This is a genomic window from Pelomonas candidula (assembly GCF_043555985.1).
Lineage (GTDB): Bacteria > Pseudomonadota > Gammaproteobacteria > Burkholderiales > Burkholderiaceae_C > Pelomonas > Pelomonas candidula.
In genome coordinates, this window is the sequence record NZ_JBIGIC010000003.1 from 480,973 (window position 1) to 498,094 (window position 17,122).

Sequence of the window (17,122 nt, forward strand, 5' to 3'; positions counted from 1 at the left end):
GTTTTGCGTGACATTTCGCACCGCGCGGACACCCCGCTTTCGGGGGTCTTCAACGCGTGAAAACCCTGGGCATCCCTAACATTTGGGATATGCGCCCTGGTTCGGGCGCGACCCGTTTCTGGGGCCCCGAAATGTCCATCATCGCCACCCTTGCCCTCGCCGTTTCCGCCGGCTCCACGCTGCCTGCCTGCAGCTGGGATCGCCCGGGCGTCAACCCGTTCATGGGCGACGTGGTGGCGGCCGTGGACCGTTACCGGGACATCCCGGCAGCGACCCGCGACAAGCTCAAGGCGCGCATGAAGACGCGCAGCTACGACGACATCGCCCTCATCGAGCGAGATTCCATCACCGGCCAGGGCAAGGCCGAGTACGCGCCGGAGATCCGCGACATGCACTTCGGCCCGGGCGCCGTCTGCCGCACGGTCACGCGCACGAAGTGGGCGGCCAAGACCCAGGAGCGCGGCCTCGTCTACTGCGAGGACGGCCAGTGCATCCTCGTGCCCACGGTCTGCCGCAACGTCAGCCGCATCCGTCGGCTGGAGAAGCCCAGCGCCGTCGCGCCGTCCAGCGCCACCAACACGGCCTCGTCGACACGCGAGAGCGAGAGCGAGAACGCCACGCCGCTGGTGTTCGACCCGCCGGCCGCCGGCCCGATGGCGGCCGCCGCGCCGGACAGCTTCGCCCAGCAGTCGGGCGTGCCGGCGCTGGCCGAGGGCACCCCGCAGGGCGGCAGCCTGGCGTCGCTGAGCAGCCCGGCACCGCAGCCGGTGACCACATCCGGTGGCAGCTTCCCGTCACTCGTCAGCACGGGCATGCCGTCGCTGCCGCCCGGCGTGCGCATCGCCGGGTCCAACCCCGGCACGACGCCGGCGGTCCCGGAACCGAGCACCTGGGCCATGATCGCGCTGGGCCTGCTGGTGGTCGGCTACCGCGCCCGCCAGCGCCGTCGTTGATCAGCGCTTCCTGAGCAGGGGCGCCAGGTAGCGCCCCGTGTGGCTGGCCTCGCAGGCGGCCACGTCCTCCGGCGTGCCGGCCACCAGCAGCGTGCCGCCGCCGGCGCCGCCTTCCGGCCCCATGTCGACGAGCCAGTCGGCCGTCTTGATGACGTCCAGGTTGTGCTCGATGACGACGATGGTGTTGCCCGCGTCGCGCAGCTGGTGCAGCACCTTGAGCAGCAACGCGATGTCGGCGAAGTGCAGGCCGGTGGTGGGCTCGTCCAGGATGTAGAGCGTGCGGCCGGTGTCGCGCTTGGACAGCTCCAGCGCCAGCTTCACGCGCTGGGCCTCGCCGCCGGACAGCGTCGTCGCGCTCTGGCCCAGCTTCACGTAGCCCAGGCCCACGTCCAGCAGCGTCTGCAGCTTGCGCGCCAGCGCCGGCACGGCGTTGAACAGCTGGTGGGCGTCCTCCACCGTCATGTTCAGCACGTCGGTGATGTTCTTGCCCTTGTAGAGCACCTCCAGCGTCTCGCGGTTGTAGCGCCGGCCCTGGCAGACGTCGCAGGGCACGTAGACGTCGGGCAGGAAGTGCATCTCCACCTTCAGCACGCCGTCGCCCTGGCAGGCCTCGCAGCGGCCGCCGGCGACGTTGAAGCTGAAGCGCCCCGGGCCGTAGCCGCGCTCGCGGGCGGTGTTCATCTCGGCGAACAGCTCGCGGATGGGCGTGAACAGGCCCGTGTACGTCGCCGGGTTGGAGCGCGGCGTGCGGCCGATGGGCGACTGGTCGACGTTGATGACCTTGTCGAACGCGTCCAGGCCCTCGATCTCGTCGTAGGCAGCCGGGTCGGCATGGCTCTGGTAGAGCTTCTTGGCGACGGCGGCGTACAGCGTGTCGTTGACCAGCGTGCTCTTGCCCGAGCCGGACACGCCGGTCACGCAGGTCAGCACGCCGACCGGGATCTCGACCGTCACGCCCTTGAGGTTGTTGCCGCGCGCGTTGACGATGCGCAGCTTCTGGTCCTCGACCGGCTTGTGGCGCGTGGCGGGCACCTCGATGCGCGCGGCGCCGCTCAGATACCGGCCGGTCGGCGAGTTCGGATCGGCCGCCACCTGGTCGGGCGTGCCCTGCGACATCACCCGGCCACCGTGCACGCCGGCGCCGGGCCCCAGGTCCAGCACCCAGTCGGCCGCGCGGATGGCGTCCTCGTCGTGCTCGACGACCAGCACCGAGTTGCCCAGGTCGCGCAGCCGGCGCAGCGTGGCGATGAGGCGGTCGTTGTCGCGCTGGTGCAGGCCGATGCTGGGCTCGTCCAGCACGTACATGACGCCGGTCAGCCCCGAGCCGATCTGCGACGCGAGCCGGATGCGCTGCGCCTCGCCGCCCGACAGCGTGTCCGCACTGCGGTCCAGGCTCAGGTAGTTCAGGCCCACGTCGTTCAGGAAGCGCAGACGCGACGCGATCTCGCGCACGACCTTGTCGCCGATCTCGGCCTTGTTGCCCTTGAGCTTCAGCCCCTCGAAGTAGTCCAGGCACTCGCGCAGCGTCGAATGCTCCACCTCGTAGATCGGCCGCCCCTTGACGCCCGGCGCGGCATCGGCCGGTTGCAGCACGACGTTGCGCGCCTCGCGGCGCAGCCGCGATCCTTCGCACGACGGGCAGGGCTTGGCGGCCATGTAGCGGGCCAGGTCCTCGCGCACGGCGGCCGAGTCGGTCTCCTTGTAGCGGCGCTGCAGATTGGGCAGGATGCCCTCGAAGGGGTGACTGCGCTTGACCGACCGCTTCTTGCCGCTGGCGGTCTCGGCCTGGTAGGTGAAGCTGATGTCCTCCGTGCCCGAGCCGTTGAGCAGCACCTGCTGGGCGGCAGGCGGCAGCGTCTCCCACGGTGCCTCGACGTCGAACTGGTAATGCGCCGCGACCGACTCCAGCAGCGAGAACGTGTACGGATTGCGGCGGTCCCAGCCCTTCACGGCGCCGCTGGCCAGGCTCAACGTCGGGAAGGCGACGACGCGGTCGGCGTCGAACACCGTCACCTGGCCCAGGCCTTCGCAGCTGGGGCAGGCACCCACCGGCGAGTTGAACGAGAACAGCCGCGGCTCCAGCTCCGGCAGCGAGTACGAGCACACCGGGCAGGCGAACTTGCTGGAGAACAGCGTGGTCTCGTTGCTGTCCATGTGCATGACCAGCGCGCGGCCATCGGCCAGTCGCAGCGCGGCCTCGAAGCTCTCGGCTAGGCGCTGACGCAGTTGGTCATGGGCGTCGGCACGCAGGATCACGCGGTCGATGACGACGTCGATGTCGTGCTTCTCGGCCTTCTTCAGCGCCGGGATCTCGGGCGCCTCCACCGTCGCGCCGTCGACGCGGAAACGCACGTAGCCCTGCGCCTGCAGCTCCTGGAACAACTCGACGAACTCGCCCTTGCGGTCGCGCACGACCGGCGCCAGCAGCATCAGCTTGCTCTCGTCGGGCATGGCCAGCACGGCGTCCACCATCTGGCTGACGGACTGCGCCTCCAGCGGCAGGTGGTGGTCCGGGCAGAACGGCGTGCCGGCGCGGGCGTACAGCAGGCGCAGGTAGTCGTGGATCTCGGTGACCGTGCCGACAGTGGAGCGCGGGTTGTGGCTCGTCGCCTTCTGCTCGATGGAGATCGCCGGCGACAGGCCCTCGATGATGTCCACGTCGGGCTTGTCCATCAGCTGCAGGAACTGCCGCGCGTAGCTGGACAGGCTCTCGACATAGCGCCGCTGCCCCTCGGCATACAACGTGTCGAAGGCCAGCGACGACTTGCCCGAACCCGACAGCCCGGTGATGACGACCAGCGCGTGCCGCGGCAGGTCGACGTCGATGTTCTTCAGGTTGTGGGTGCGCGCGCCGCGCACGCGGATGAATCGCGACTCTGGAGACGACATGGGAGTTTTCACAAGCGAACCGGCCATGATAGGTCGTGACAATCGCGCCCGTCCAAGGACGCCAGGGAGAGAGAGCATGTCCACGCGCCTTCTGGCCGCCGCCATCGCGGCGGCCGGCCTGCTGCTGAGCTCGGCCGCGCCCGCGCAGACGGCAGCCGGGCCCACGACGGCCAAGCCGCCATCGATCACCGACTTCTTCAAGCGCCCCGTGCTGCGCGAGCCCAAGCTCAGCCCCAGCGGTCGCTACCTGGCGGTGCAGATGGCCGGCCAGGAAGACCGCATGTGGCTGGCGGTCATCGACCTGGAAACGATGTCGCCGGCCCACGTGGTCGCCTCCTTCCGCGACGCCGATGTCTACCGCCACGACTGGGTCAACGAGGACCGCCTCGTGCTGCAGGCCAGCGAATCGCCAGACGGCGCCCGCCGCGTGGACAACCCCGGCCTGTGGGCCGTGAACCGCGATGGCAGCGACATGCGCCAGCTCATCCAGGCCAACCAGCAGACGTTCACGACCGGCACGCTGATCACCGACCGTCGGCTGGACGCCAACTACCGCTTCTTCTCCACGCTGCACGACGGCAGCAGCGATGTGCTGGTCGTGCGCCTGCCCTGGTCCGACGAGCAGGCCAGGATGGGCGAGCAGCTGTACCGCCTGGACACGCGCACCAGCCAGGTCAGGAACCTGAACACCGGCATACCCGACAACGTCGCCGAGTGGCATGTCGACTGGCGCGGCGAGCCCCGCGCTGTCGAGGTGGTCAGCCAGGGCCGCGCCCGAACCTACCGCCGCGACGCCGACGGCGCCTGGAAGCCCTGGCTGGAGGACGACAACCTGGCGCGCAAGTTCGCCCCCTACTGGTTCGGGCCGGACGGGCTGACGCTCGTGATGGCCGGCTACAAGGGCGCGGCGGCGCTCTTCAGGCTCGACCCCCAGACCGACAAACCCGAAAAGCAGCCGATGGTCAGCCTGCCCGGCTACGACTTCCGTGGCCACCTGATCTTCGACCCCGCGGCGGGCCGGCTGCTGGGCGTGCGCTACGAGACGGACGCGCCCGGCACCGTCTGGCTGGACCCGACGATGAAGGCCATCCAGGCCGACATCGACGCCAAGCGGCCCGGCACCGTGAACCTGATCGACTGCGAGCGCTGCCTCAACGCGGCCTTCCTGATCGTCACCTCGGTGTCGGACCGGCTGCCGCGCGGCTACTGGCTCTACAAGCCGGCCACCAAGACGCTGCAGCCGCTGGGCGGGGAGCGCCTGAACTTCAAGGTGGCGGACTCGGGCGAACGCGACGTCGTGCGCTTCAAGGCCCGCGATGGCCTGGAGCTGCCGCTGCTGGTCACGCAGCCGCCCGGACCCAAGGCACGCCGGCCGGCCGTCGTGCTCGTGCATGGCGGCCCCTACCTGCGCGGCACGCACTGGGCCTGGGAGCCCACCGCCCAGTTCCTGGCCAGCCGCGGCTACGTCGTGCTGGAACCCGAGTTCCGCGGCAGCAGCGGCTATGGCTGGCAGCTTTTCCATGCCGGCTGGAAGCAATGGGGCCTGGCCATGCAGGACGACCTGGCCGACACGGTGGCGCTGGCCGACAAGCAGGGCTGGATCGACCCGAAGCGCGTCTGCATCATGGGCGCCAGCTACGGCGGCTATGCGGCGCTGATGGGCGCCGTCACCCAGGGCGACATCTTCAAGTGCGCCGTCAGCTGGGCCGGCGTCACCGACATCGGTCTGATGAACAGCATCCACTGGAGCGACGCGTCGGAAGAGTGGAAGCAGTACGGCATGAAGCGCCTCGTCGCCGACGTGGACAAGGACGCCGAGCAGATCCGGCGCACCTCGCCGCTGCGCCGCGCCAAGGAGATCAGGATGCCGCTGCTGGTCGCCTACGGCGCCGACGACCGGCGCGTGCCGCTGGAACACGGCACCGAGTTCCGCGCCGCCCTGCGCCCCGACCAGGAGCTCGAATGGGTGGTCTACCCCGAAGAGGGCCATGGCTGGTTCAACCTGAAGACCAACGAGGACTTCTGGGGGCGCGTCGAGCGCTTCCTGGCCAGGCATCTGGCGGCGCCGAACTGACGCTTCATCCGCGCGGCATGCGGCTGGCGCCCTGCGTCCGACGCTTCATCGCAGCGCGCTGGCAGCGGGCCGGCCCGCTGACGAAACTGCTTCCATCGACACAGCAATCCCGCTGTGAACACCCCGAAAGGAAGCACCATGAAGACCACCGTTCTGATCCAGGCCGCCGCCGTCGCCGCCTTTGCCGTCACCGCCTTCTCGGCCAGCGCCGCTGCCCACGACGCGCAGGTCATCCAGAAGCTGCCCCGCGTCGTCATCACCGGCAAGGCCCAGCGCGACGTCGCCCAGGTCGAGCAACTGCCGCGCGTGGTCATCACCGGCACCGCCGTGCGCCAGGTGGCCCAGGTCCAGCAACTGCCCCGCGTCGTCGTCACCGCCCGCCGCGCCTGAGCCGCGTGATGCAGGCATGGCAAGCCACTTTTCGAGCCGAGTCGCCGGCGCAGCGGGCCGCCGGCCACCGCTGCGCCGCCGAGTCGGCTTGATTTCGGGAAAAAAGTCACAGCTCTGAAAGACAATCGGGCTTCTTATCGGAGCCAGGTTGTGAAAGAAGAGCTACGCAAACGTCGATCCTGGCTGGATGGCTTCATGGCCTATCCCGCCCCGGCCGGACTGAGCGAATCCCAGCTGCGCGAAAACATCATCCTGCTGGACCAGGCGCTGTACGCGCTGTGGAACCTCGGCCACAACCTCATCTTCGCGTGGACGCCCGAGGCCAAGGGCCTGCGTGTGCTCGTCGCACCGCACCCCATGCTGACGGAGTTCGCGCTCGGCGACGGCAACCTGCCGCCGCAGGAGCTGACGCGCCGCGCGCGGCTGCTGGACAAGATCCTGTCCAACCAGGAGCACCTGGAGGCCGGGGCCTTCGACGCCGTCAGCACCGCGCTTGGCTTGACGCCGCGCCTCATCGAGCTGCCGTTCGCGCCCGAGAAGGGCCTGGGCCTGCCGCTGATCGCCGCCATCGCGGCGCGCTACGGCGTGCGCCTCGTCGAGGACCGCGCCGTCATCCTGTTCGACGCCGTCGGCTTCTCGCTGCTGACGCCGCTGCAGCAGGTCGTGCAGCTCAACAGCCTGTCCTGCTCGGTCAACGCGGCCTACGCCAAGCTGCTGGACCAGGAAATCAACATCAACTTCGCCCGCACGACGACGGGCGACGGCTTCTACATCTGGAACCGCATGCGCGGCGTGGAGGCCAACGTCGAGCTGTATCAGCTGATGCAGTTCATCCTGGCCGACAACGCGCTGGCGCACGAGCGCGCGACACGGCCGGAATCGGTGCCGCGCCTGCGTGCCTGCTTCCACGTCGGCTCGCACTACGAGTTCTATCAGTCCGAGGGCCTGAACCCCACGTCGTTCAGCTACTTGGTCGGCCAGGTCACGATCGAGCTGGCGCGCATGATCGAGAACGCGCAGCCGGGCCAGATCCTGGTCGGCAAGTTCAACACGCTGATGCACGACGAAGCCAGCGGTGGCGACGTGCGCATCGACAGCCTGGACTTCGTCGAGCGCACGCGCGCACCGCTGCGCAGCCTCAATGGCCTCAAGCTCGCCGGCTCCGAGGTCGACGAGATCGCCTGCTACCTGACCGGCCGGCGCGACAACACCGGCCTGTGGGGCATCAGCGAGTACCAGGTGGCCGACAAGCACGGCCTGATCCACCGCGTCTACAACGCCAAGATCAACATCCATCGCCGCAACGGCGAGCCCATCTACCTCGGCCTGCGCGAGGAAGACCTGCCCCCCGACGCACCAAGAACGGTCGCCGACACCGACTTCCAACCGATGCAGGCTTGACGAAAAGCAAGCCGAAGACAGCGCAGTCAGGCGCTCTCTCGCTAGGATGACGGGCGTCGTGACCGAGTCTTCCGCCCCCGCTCCCTCCAACGGCCAGCGCCGCCTGCTGACGCTGCTGTTCGTCGACCTCAGCGGCTCGACGGCCATGGCCGAGTGGATGGAGGCCGAGCATTACTCCGCCATGCTGGGGTCCTTGCGCGAGCTGTACGAGCGCATCGTGCCCCACCACGGCGGTCAGATCGCGCGCATCCAGGGCGACGGCATGTTGGCCGTCTTCGGCCACCCCGAGGTGCGCGAGGACGACGGCCGCCGCGCCACCGAGGCCGCGCTGGAGCTGCACGCCGCCGTGCGCGGCATCCAGCCGCCCGGCCCGCGCCCGGCCGACTTCAAGGGCCTGACGCTGCACAGCGGCATCCACGCCGGCATCGTGCTCGTCAACGATGGCGACCAGATGCGCGGCCGCTTCGAGCTGCTGGGCAACGCGCCCAACATCGCCGCGCGGCTGTCCGAGGCGGCGCGCGCCGACGAGATCATCGCCAGCGAAGAGAGCCTGGGCCTGCAGAGCCAGTTCTTCGAGACCGGCCCGCGTTTCAGCCTGCAGCTGCGCGGCCGTGCGACGCCGCTGGCCGCCTACCGCGTCTTCGGCCGCGCGCCGGTGGGCCGGCGTTTCGAGGCCAGCATGCGCCGCGGCCTGGCGCCCTTCGTCGGCCGCGAGAGCGAGCAGGTCATGCTGGAGGCGGCGCTGGCCCGCACGCTGACCGGCCAGACGCTGTGGGTGGGCCTGCGCGCCGGCGCCGGTGTCGGCAAGACGCGGCTGACCGAGGAATTCCTGCGCCACGCCGAGGACCAGGCCGACCGGCCCTGCCGCATCCACCGCGGCTACTGCGAGAGCTACCTCAGCGCCGAGCCGCTGCAGCCCTTCCTCCAGATGCTGCGTGCGATGGACGGCATGGCCGATCCCCCGTTCGAACTCACCGCTGCCCAGCAGAGCACGCCCGCCGGCCGCGCCGACGCGCTGCTGGCGCTGCTGCTGGCGCTGGCGCTGCGCACGCCGCAGCTGGTCTTCATCGACGACCTGCAGTGGGCCGACGACGCCTCGCTGAGCCTGCTGCACCGGCTTCGCGCCGCCAGCGCGCGCGAGGGCCTGCCGCTGCTGCTGCTCACCGCCAGCCGCCCACAGCCCGCGGCCGTGCTGCCCAGCGAGCACGACGACGGCGCCGAGATCATCGAGCTGCCGCCGCTGACCGAGGACGAGTCGGCCCGCGCCGTGCAGCAGCTGGCCCCGCAGGTGGACCCCTTCATCGCCGCCGAAGTGCTGCGCCATGCCGGCGGCAACCCGCTGTTCATCGAGGAGCTGTGCCACGCCGCGGCCGACGCCGGCGAGCACCTCGTCGAAGGCCAGAGCAGCTCGGCCTGGCTGGCCGCACTGGTTGAATCGCGCGTGGGCCGCCTGCCGGCCGAGCAGGCGCGGCTGGTGCGGCTGGCCGCCGTCATCGGCAACGTCATCCCGGTCTGGCTGCTGGAGGCGCTGTCCGGCTGCGGCGAGCAGCACCCCGCCGTGCGCGCGCTCGCGGCGCAGGACTTCATCTTCCCGGACCAGCGCCCCGGCCACCTGCGCTTCAAGCACGGCATCACGCGCGACGTCGTCTACGAAGCCACCGGCCTGCACGAGCGCCAGGCCCTGCACCGCCGCATCAGCATCGAACTGGCCGCGCGCGGCGGCGCCGACGGCCAGGGCCAGCTGCACGAACAGCTGGCCTACCACGCCGCCGCCGCCAACGACTGGCCCGCCGCCGGCCTGCACGCCGAGGCCGCGGGCGACCAGGCGCTGGCCGCGTCGGCGCTGGACCGCGCCAAGAAGCAGTTCCGTGCCGCGCTGGCGGCGCTGGAATTCCTGCCCGATGAGGCGGGCCGGCGCCGCCGCTGGATCGCCGTCGCCCAGCGCCTGGGCATGGCCTGCGTGTTCGACGCCTCGCAGGACGACCTGCGCGTGCTCAAGCACGCCGCCACGCTGGCCCAGGCCGAGGGCGAGCCCGGCCTCATCGCCCGCACCGAGTACTGGCTGGCCTACGTCGGCTATGCGCTGGGCGAGACGCGCGACAGCCTGCGCCACGCACGCGCCGCCGTCGAGACCGCCCAGGCCTGCGGCGACCACGCGCTGCTGGCCCAGCTGCCCGGCACCGTGGGCCAGCTGCAGGCCGCCGCGGCCAACTACGCCGAGGCCCTGCCCATGCTGGACCTCGCCATCGCCCGCCAGCGCGCTCGCGCCAGCAAGAGCGCCGTCAACCGCATCGGCCTGTCGTTCTCGCTGTGCTGCCGCGCCTACGTGCTGGGCGACCAGGGCCGCTTCGATCACGCGCACGAGGTCTTCGCCGAGGCGCTGGAGCCATTCAACGGCAGCGGCCACGCCGTGGAGGCCAGCATGCAGGGCTGGCGCGCCGCCGTCTTCCTGTGGCAGGGCCGCTGGGCAGAAGCCCGCGCCGCCGCGGCCGTGGCCCACCGCGTGGGCGCCCAGGTGCGCAGCATGTTCACCTGCGCGATGGGCCAGGCTGCCGGAGCCTACGGCGCGTGGATGCAGACACACGACCCGGGCGCGCTGCAGCTGATCCTCGACGCCACCGCCTGGCTGGCGCCGCGTGGCGGCGGCCTCTACAACAGCTTCAACCACGGCTGGCTGGCCGACATCCTGTCCACGCAGGGCCACGTCACCGCGGCGCGCCACCACATCGCGCTGGCCCTCAGGCGCGGCCGCCAGCACGACTGGATCGGCGGCGCGATGGCCTACCGCGCGGCAGCCCGGCTCGCGACCGGTACGGGCGACGTGCCGCTGGCGCGTCGCTACCTGGCACTGGCGCGAGGCGCCGGCGAGCAGCGCAACTCCGACCACGAGGCCGCCGTCACGGCGCTGCTCGAAGCCGAGCTGAAGCTGGACGGCAGCTGGACCGACGCGCTGGACTTCGCCCGCGCCGAGTTCACGCGCATGGGCATGACCGGCTTCCTCGAACGCGCGCAGGCGCTCTGACGCGCGGCCTCGCCGCGCCCTCATTCGGAAAACACCAAGCCAAGCGCGAAAAGCGGATTGGCGCGCGGCCAGCGCGCCTCCTATCCTCGCGCCGCATGAACAAGCCTGAACGCCCTGGCGCCGGCCCGGCGGCGGACATCCTCCACGACCGCGACTTCATCGTCATCTACCGCGGCCTGGACCGGGCCCCCTGCGAAGCCGTCGTGCAGCGCTTCGACGCCGATCCGGGCAAGCGGCCCGGCCGCATCGGCGCCGGCGGCAGCAGCGCCTATGTGCGGGACGACAAGATCTCCTAGGACCTGGAGCTCAACCCGGGCGACGCCTGGGACGACCTGTTCCGCCGCATCCACGGCCCCATCCAGGCCTGCATCGCCGACTACCTGTCGCGCAGCCCCATCCTGCAGTCGTTCCCGCTGCAGGCCACCGGCTACAAGATCCAGATGTACCCGCGCGGCGAAGGCCGGTTCGGCTGGCATGCCGACGCCGTCGGCGGCGCCAGCGGCAACCGCGTCGTCGCGATGGTGCTGTACCTCAACGACGTGGAGCGCCGCGGCGAGACCGAGTTCTTCCACCAGGGGCTGAAGGTCTCACCCCGCACCGGACAGCTGCTGCTGTTCCCGGCCGGGTGGAACTACATGCACTGCGGGCAGGTGCCGGAGTCGGGGGACAAGTACGTGATCTCGACGTTTATCAGAATCAAGCACTGACCCGGGGGACACGGCCCATTTCTCCCATCACTTCGGCAGCGGCTCCCGCGACGCGACTTCAGCCAGCTTCGTGTAACTGACTCGGGTGTCCAGCGCGCCGTCCAGATCGGTATCCACATCCGCGAACTGCAACACGCCCAACGAATAGTGCTCGATCCGTACAGGCCGACCGCTGGTGGCATTGATGTACTCGACGGTATCGACGACGCCGTGAACGTACGTCGATCGAAGGTCAGGAATGCCATCGCCGTCCGTGTCGGACAACGAAGACTCGAGATTCCCGTTCTTGAACCAATGTCTGGTTTCAAAGACGCCATCGAAGTTGTCGTCTGACTCGGCAGACTCCAACTGCCCCCGCGCGTCATAGTGCGCGACGTAGTCGACCTTGTGGTCCAGGTTGCGATCCATCTCCACCTTGAGCAACATGCCGTTGGGCGAATAGGTCCACTTCTCATCGAGCACACCATCCCGGTCGTAGTCGATGCCATCGGTCGTCGCCGGTGCCCGGTAAGCCGCGTAGGTCGCGCCGATGCCGATCACCAGCCCCAGCAGCAAGCCTCTCACGCCTGACGACCTGGGCGATGGGCCAGGCCTTGGCGTGGGCTCGATCTGCGTACTTTCCCAATGATCGATGACGGCGCGTGCGGCCGGAAAGCTTTCCTCCTCCACGAGCAACCGCACCAGCCCGTTCGCAGGTATTTCCCCCATCGCGCCCTGCAGCGCCTCGCCCTGGATGTGAGCGTCGATGCCCTCCTGCGCCAGAAGGTCGACGAGCATGTGGGCTTCGATCGCGCTCGCTGCTTCGTAGAGAGTTTTCATGAGCCCGTAGGTTGTAGTGAACGAAGTGAAGCCCAATGAACGCGCATCACATGGCAGGCACGCGGTGAGTTCGAGCGAATGCGGATGGTCGGATTTCTGGTGCGGGCCGGACAAGCTCAAGATTTGACCAAGCGCAGTCGGATCTCGTCACCTTGCAACTGTTCGGCGACGAAGTCCCGGCAAATCATCCGAAAGCTGAACGACGTGGCGCTCAGCCAGCGGCCGAACGCAAAATCCTCCGCACAAGCGTTGGGCGCAACAATGTTCAGAAGCTCAGACGTGACGATGTCGAAGTGCCGGGCGCGAACGAGACGGTGGCAACAGCCTTCGCGACCGAAGGTCCAGGATTCGATCCGAAATTCCGGTGGGCTCTGGTGCGGTCGATACAACACAAACCGCAGGTATTGCGGTTCGGCGCTGCCGGCCGGCGTCCACAACTGGCGCGCCGTCGACGTGAACTCGATGCGCGTGCCGTCCGGTTCACGTGCAGCCTCTGCCCGCACGGTGAACACTGACTGCGCACCCGCCAGCGAGGCGCAGGCAAGCAACGCGGCAACGATTCCGCAACGCAGCCACACGTTCGCTCCCATCACACCGCCAACGCCACCACGGTCGGCGCCCCCGTGAACCGCATGACGCCCGCGTCCAGCACCGCCGCGATGACGCCCAGCATGACGCCCATGCCCATGCCGTAGCCTGAGCAGGCGTGCGGCGGCGCGCCGTTGGGGTCGGCGCGGTCGCCGCCGAAGGCGACGTGGTGGCGCAGCGGGTCCTGCTGCGTCGCCGAGCCCAGGCCCACGACGAGCACGCGGCCCGGTTCGACGTCCACGTGGCCGAGCTTGTGCGCGACACGCGCCTTGCGCCAGATCTGGAACGGCGTGGGCCGCACGTTGAGCGTCGCGATCATCGTCGGGCGCAGCCGTGCGACGGCCTCGGCGTAGGGGCGCAGGCCGGTCTTCTCGTCCGGCTTGACCTCGTTCCACAGCGGCTGCAGCTCCCACAGCTTGCGCGTCTGCACCCAACCGGCCAGCACGGTCAGCAGGTTGGCATGCGTGGTGGGCGGAAAGCCCAGCATGATGCCGGCCAGCGTGCGCGCAGGCAGGTCGGGCGTCGCTTCCGGCACCGCCTTGGCGGCGGCGACGATCTGCTGCGCCAGGTGCGGCAGCTGGGTGCCGGGCTCGTCCAGCCAGGCCTGCACGGCGGCCGTGAAGCGCTGGCCGGCGGCGCGGCCCTCGGCCTTCACCGCATCGGTCGGGTAGGGGCCGAACACATGGCGCGACACCTTGAACAGGTCGCGCGGGCAGCGCGGTGCGATCGGGCCCACGCCCGGCGCGCCGGCATAGGCCTCGGCGTGGAACTCGGTGCCCCAGATGCGGTGGCCGTCGGGCTGGCCGAACCACAGCTGGCACAGCTTGGCGAGCACGCCTTCGCTGAGGCGCTCGAAGTCCAGCGGCGTGTCGGTGGGCAGGTCTTTGGGCTTCTGCGAGTCCGGGAATGCGGCCAGCAGGTCCACCGCCTCCTTCTTCAGCTGTGCCAGGCCCGCCTTCGCGACCTGGTAGGCCACGGCGTAGCACTGCGCCTCGCCATAGGCCTCGATGGCGGCGTTGATGGCGGGCGCCTGCTCGCGGTGGCCGGTGTCATCGTCCAGGCCCAGATAGCCCACGCCGATGGAGTCGTGCATGCGCTCGCCGTAGCCGCTGTTGGAGTAGCGGTCGGGCACGTTCCTCAGCACCTCGCAGACACGCTCGGCCGCGCCGACCAGCACGCCGTAGGCCGTGTCGACGACGCCGCCGGGCTGGGCGCGCACCCAGGCCCAGGCCTGGTCGCGGGTGTTGGTGTCTTCCAGCCAGAGCTGCATCGCGGCCTTGTCCTGCAGGTCGGGCACGCGCTCCGGCACCGGCGTGGGCGCCGGCAGCGGCAAGGGCAGCTCGACGAGGCCCGGCAGGCCTTTCAGCGCGGCGATGGACGGCACGAAGAAGTAGGCGCCCCACTGCAGTGTGACGAAGGGTTCGGGGCCGAGGTCGATCTCGTAGGGCTTGCCGTTGTGCTCGAACGGGAACAGCCGCGGGCCGGCGCTGCCGTCCACCACGCCCAGCAGCGGGTCACTCTGCGCCGAGTAGCCGCCGCTGGCGTTGCCGCCGGCCACCCAGCGCTGCACAACCTCGAACTGCTCGGCCAGGTGAGCGTTGTAGGCCATGAAGACGAGGCCGCGGTCCTCGTCGTCCGGCGCGTCGGCGTGCACCGGCGCGCCATAGCTCATGCCACGACGAAGGATGCGCGGCATGCGGCTCCTGGAGAACGCCGTGCCGGCCAGGTCCCGCGGGTTGACGCGGCGGATGTGGGCGTGGAAGGGGCAGGCCGAGCCCTGCGCGTCCTTGGCGTAGTTGAAGTCGTTGCCGCTGCCCGACTCGGGCGCGGCGAGCGGGCGACCGTCCTGCCAGCGGCCCATCAGCTTGGCGAGCACGAGGTCGTGGTCCAGGCCGATCTTCTTGGCCTGCTCGTAGGTACGGCGGCTGAAGCGGCCGGTGTACTGGCGCAGCTTGCGCACGACGAGGAAGCTGCCGCGGTCCAGCAGCGCGTCGGGCTGCTCGGGGACGCTGTAGCCCTTGTCGCGCTCGGTCGGGAAGCCCTGCAGCACCTCGCCGGTCTTGACGGTGTCGTCCCAGGCCTGGCCCGGCGTGGCGGTGCCGGCCAGTTGCGGCTGGCTGATGCCGTCCTTGAAACCGAAGTTCTCCTTGTCCGCGGCGTTGCTGCGCATGGGCTCGATGGCCATCAGCGCCAGTCCGGTGCCGACGGTCAGCGCCTCGGCCAGCTCGCGCAGGTGCTTGTCGTCGGCGGCCGAGAACGCATCGCCGGGCTCGGCGGCGGGGAAGCGCAGCTGCACCAGCACGTGGGCGTCGGCCGGCGCGATGCGGTCCACGCCGTTGACGTGGCGGGCCAGCGCCCAGTGGGTCGGGTGGTTGTGGCGCACGTCGCCCAGCAGGCCGGCGCGCGCGGCCATGCCCTCCTTGAAGGCCTGCGGGAAGCGGTCCAGCCGCGCGGCCGGGATGCCCAGCGCCTTCAGGCCCGACAGCGTCAGCGCGATCTGGCGCCAGACGGCGAGCGGGGCCGCATCGTCGTTGTCGTGCTGCACCGGCGCCGTGCTGAGCCAGGCGACGGCCTGCGTCGGCTGGGCCACGCGCAGCAGCACCAGGCCGCCGCGGTTGCCGGGCGGCTTGGTCAGCACGCAGCACTGCAGGTCGCCGGGCTTCAACGACAGCTCGCGCGCCTGGCCCTGCGGCTCGGGCAGCGGCTGCTCGAACCAGCCCAGCATCTCGTAATGGCGCAGGCGCAGCTGGCCGCCGGGCGTCTTGCCGCCGTCGTTGGGGAACTGCCTGGCGGTGTCCAGTGCGATCAGCTCGAACAGGATGTCGTGCGTGGCGCGCAGCAGGCAGGCACGGTCGGGCGCCTGGGCGCCGAAGAAGCGCTGCAGCGTGAACAGGCCCGCCAGCGGCACCAGCCCGCGCGCGGCCATCGCGAAGCGGTCCTTGTCGCCGGTGGGCAGCGGCTGCGTCTCGCCGGAGGCCGGCGCACGCAGGCGGTTGAATTCCAGCTCGTTGGCACGGCCGCGCTGGGCGGACTCCAGCCGGCCGAGGTACTCGGCATCGCTGACGGTGCGGCCGGACTCGATGAACAGGAAGTCGGCCGACACCTCGTGCGCCCGCACCCAGCGCGCGTAGGTCTCGAAGCTGCAGTCGCGCGACAGCGTGTAGCCCTCGGTGTGGCACAGCATCAGGTCCAGCGTGGAGCCGAGCTGGTCCCAGATGACCCGCATGTAGGGCTCCCAGCCGCCGTCGAAATTGACGCTGAGCAACAGCCGGTCCGGCGCGCCGTCGACGCCTTCCACGATGCTCCAGCGGAAGGAGTGGACGATGCGCCAGCGGGCGACGATGTCGGTGTAGGGCGAGGCCGGCGAGCTGGACTCGCGCGAGCCCAGGCGCAGGCCGTTGAGCGTCTTGAGCACCTTGCGCAGGCGGTCGACGTAGGTGACGACCTCCAGCGCGTCGACGAAGCCGCGCTTGACGTCGGCCAGCAGGTTCAGGTCCGTGATGCCGCCCAGTTGGACGTCGTTGCCGCGTGCCATGTTTGCTCTCCCCTTGGATGAGCGCCGGAGTATGCGGTTTGACCGTGACGGACAGGCACATGGCGCCCACAAGCTTGATTAGGAATCTCGTCCCCGCCAGCCGCAATTCATCCGCCAAAAGCTGCGGCCCATCGCAAACCCGCGGACGGGAAAACCCTGAGCGCGCACAGTCCGGCTCACAGACACGGGAGAGCCACATGAACCGCATCAGCACCACCACCACCCGCACCAGCCGCCTGCAGGCCGCCAGCGCCATCGCCCTGGTCGCCCTCGTCGCGCTGACGGGCGCCACCTGGATGACCCTCACCGGCCCGAGCGACGAGCCCAGGATCGTGCAGCTGGAACGCGTCGTCATCGAGGGCCACCACGCCGAGGTGCAGCAGCTGCCGCGCGTCGTCATCGTCGGCAAGCGCGATCCGGCGGCGGACGGCGCCCAGATGGCGTCGGCCGACACGGGCAACGTTCGCTAAGGTCGATCCTTCGGCGCGCCCTGGTCGCACTTGACGCAGTTCAGGTGCCGGCCCAGCGCGCCGGACCGGCCCTCGGGCGTCTGCGTCCAGGGCCGGTTCTGCCACGGCGGGTCATGGCGCGTGTGCTGGTTGTGGCCACAGGCCAGCTCCGCGACCCAGTGGCCCTCCTCATCGAGATGGAAGCCGGTGATCGGCTGTTCCATCTCACATGCCCCTCGTCCGGTCTTGCGCTGCTGAACGCAGGCAAGCCCGACCGGTCCCCCGTGGGGACGGC

13 protein-coding genes are annotated in these 17,122 nt (G+C 70.1%); 8 read left to right on the forward strand and 5 right to left on the reverse strand.

The window, feature by feature from the left end; genetic code table 11:
* The first annotated feature begins 131 nt into the window (after positions 1–131).
* Positions 132–953 (forward strand): MHFG family PEP-CTERM protein, encoded by an 822-nt coding sequence (locus ACG04R_RS08455; protein WP_394408069.1) that lies wholly within the window; start codon positions 132–134, stop codon positions 951–953.
* On the opposite strand, the gene uvrA is transcribed toward ACG04R_RS08455, so the two are convergent.
* Positions 954–3,842, reverse strand: coding sequence for an excinuclease ABC subunit UvrA (gene uvrA / locus ACG04R_RS08460; RefSeq protein ID WP_394408071.1), 2,889 nt, complete (start codon positions 3,840–3,842; stop codon positions 954–956).
* Between the two features lie 76 nt (positions 3,843–3,918).
* On the opposite strand from uvrA, the gene ACG04R_RS08465 reads away from it, so the two are divergent.
* The 6 genes from ACG04R_RS08465 to ACG04R_RS08490 all read left to right on the forward strand — a co-directional run bounded on the left by ACG04R_RS08465 (position 3,919) and on the right by ACG04R_RS08490 (position 11,436).
* Entirely contained in the window at positions 3,919–5,916 is a 1,998-nt protein-coding gene (locus ACG04R_RS08465; protein ID WP_394408074.1) for an alpha/beta hydrolase family protein, read from the forward strand.
* Positions 5,917–6,054: 138 nt separating this feature from the next.
* Positions 6,055–6,306: a hypothetical protein gene (locus ACG04R_RS08470; RefSeq protein WP_394408077.1), complete on the forward strand. Its 252-nt coding sequence runs from the start codon at positions 6,055–6,057 to the stop codon at positions 6,304–6,306.
* Between the two features lie 195 nt (positions 6,307–6,501).
* Positions 6,502–7,707: a hypothetical protein gene (locus ACG04R_RS08475; protein ID WP_394408080.1), complete on the forward strand. Its 1,206-nt coding sequence runs from the start codon at positions 6,502–6,504 to the stop codon at positions 7,705–7,707.
* 58 nt (positions 7,708–7,765) lie between these two features.
* Positions 7,766–10,729: an ATP-binding protein gene (locus ACG04R_RS08480; protein WP_394408083.1), complete on the forward strand. Its 2,964-nt coding sequence runs from the start codon at positions 7,766–7,768 to the stop codon at positions 10,727–10,729.
* 95 nt (positions 10,730–10,824) lie between these two features.
* Positions 10,825–11,025: a hypothetical protein gene (locus ACG04R_RS08485; protein WP_394408086.1), complete on the forward strand. Its 201-nt coding sequence runs from the start codon at positions 10,825–10,827 to the stop codon at positions 11,023–11,025.
* Between the two features lie 144 nt (positions 11,026–11,169).
* The gene (locus tag ACG04R_RS08490; RefSeq protein WP_394408089.1) at positions 11,170–11,436 is read left to right on the forward strand and encodes a 2OG-Fe(II) oxygenase; all 267 of its coding nucleotides are present in this window, start codon (positions 11,170–11,172) and stop codon (positions 11,434–11,436) included.
* 27 nt (positions 11,437–11,463) lie between these two features.
* Here the strand turns inward: ACG04R_RS08490 and ACG04R_RS08495 are convergent, their stop codons facing one another.
* The 3 genes from ACG04R_RS08495 to ACG04R_RS08505 all read right to left on the reverse strand — a co-directional run bounded on the left by ACG04R_RS08495 (position 11,464) and on the right by ACG04R_RS08505 (position 16,378).
* Positions 11,464–12,255 carry a putative signal transducing protein gene (locus ACG04R_RS08495; protein ID WP_394408092.1) on the reverse strand — a complete coding sequence of 264 codons (792 nt, stop codon included), beginning with the start codon at positions 12,253–12,255 and terminating at the stop codon, positions 11,464–11,466.
* A 116-nt stretch (positions 12,256–12,371) separates the two neighbouring features.
* Entirely contained in the window at positions 12,372–12,845 is a 474-nt protein-coding gene (locus tag ACG04R_RS08500) for a hypothetical protein (RefSeq protein ID WP_394408095.1), read from the reverse strand.
* On the reverse strand, positions 12,845–16,378 hold the full coding sequence (locus ACG04R_RS08505; RefSeq protein WP_394408098.1) for a hypothetical protein: 3,534 nt from the start codon (positions 16,376–16,378) through the stop codon (positions 12,845–12,847). The genes ACG04R_RS08500 and ACG04R_RS08505 overlap by 1 nt, the downstream gene beginning before the upstream one ends.
* Positions 16,379–16,575: 197 nt before the next feature.
* On the opposite strand from ACG04R_RS08505, the gene ACG04R_RS08510 reads away from it, so the two are divergent.
* A complete protein-coding gene (locus ACG04R_RS08510; protein ID WP_394408101.1) occupies positions 16,576–16,848 on the forward strand; it encodes a hypothetical protein in 273 nt (90 codons plus the stop codon).
* On the opposite strand, the gene ACG04R_RS08515 is transcribed toward ACG04R_RS08510, so the two are convergent.
* Positions 16,845–17,051, reverse strand: a complete 207-nt coding sequence (locus tag ACG04R_RS08515; protein ID WP_394408104.1) for a DUF3565 domain-containing protein — start codon at positions 17,049–17,051, stop codon at positions 16,845–16,847. The two genes, ACG04R_RS08510 and ACG04R_RS08515, sit on opposite strands and share 4 nt — an antisense overlap.
* Between the last annotated feature and the right edge of the window lie 71 nt (positions 17,052–17,122).

What these genes read in the sequence shown, in the direction of transcription:
- ACG04R_RS08505 (WP_394408098.1), bottom strand. Translation starts at nt 16,378, where the DNA reads ATGGCACGCGGCAACGACGTCCAACTGGGCGGCATCACGGACCTGAAC.
- ACG04R_RS08470 (WP_394408077.1), top strand. Translation starts at nt 6,055, where the DNA reads ATGAAGACCACCGTTCTGATCCAGGCCGCCGCCGTCGCCGCCTTTGCC.
- ACG04R_RS08455 (WP_394408069.1), top strand. Translation starts at nt 132, where the DNA reads ATGTCCATCATCGCCACCCTTGCCCTCGCCGTTTCCGCCGGCTCCACG.
- ACG04R_RS08495 (WP_394408092.1), bottom strand. Translation starts at nt 12,255, where the DNA reads ATGAAAACTCTCTACGAAGCAGCGAGCGCGATCGAAGCCCACATGCTC.
- ACG04R_RS08485 (WP_394408086.1), top strand. Translation starts at nt 10,825, where the DNA reads ATGAACAAGCCTGAACGCCCTGGCGCCGGCCCGGCGGCGGACATCCTC.
- ACG04R_RS08500 (WP_394408095.1), bottom strand. Translation starts at nt 12,845, where the DNA reads ATGGGAGCGAACGTGTGGCTGCGTTGCGGAATCGTTGCCGCGTTGCTT.
- ACG04R_RS08490 (WP_394408089.1), top strand. Translation starts at nt 11,170, where the DNA reads ATGTACCCGCGCGGCGAAGGCCGGTTCGGCTGGCATGCCGACGCCGTC.
- ACG04R_RS08515 (WP_394408104.1), bottom strand. Translation starts at nt 17,051, where the DNA reads ATGGAACAGCCGATCACCGGCTTCCATCTCGATGAGGAGGGCCACTGG.
- ACG04R_RS08465 (WP_394408074.1), top strand. Translation starts at nt 3,919, where the DNA reads ATGTCCACGCGCCTTCTGGCCGCCGCCATCGCGGCGGCCGGCCTGCTG.
- ACG04R_RS08475 (WP_394408080.1), top strand. Translation starts at nt 6,502, where the DNA reads ATGGCCTATCCCGCCCCGGCCGGACTGAGCGAATCCCAGCTGCGCGAA.
- ACG04R_RS08510 (WP_394408101.1), top strand. Translation starts at nt 16,576, where the DNA reads ATGAACCGCATCAGCACCACCACCACCCGCACCAGCCGCCTGCAGGCC.
- uvrA (WP_394408071.1), bottom strand. Translation starts at nt 3,842, where the DNA reads ATGTCGTCTCCAGAGTCGCGATTCATCCGCGTGCGCGGCGCGCGCACC.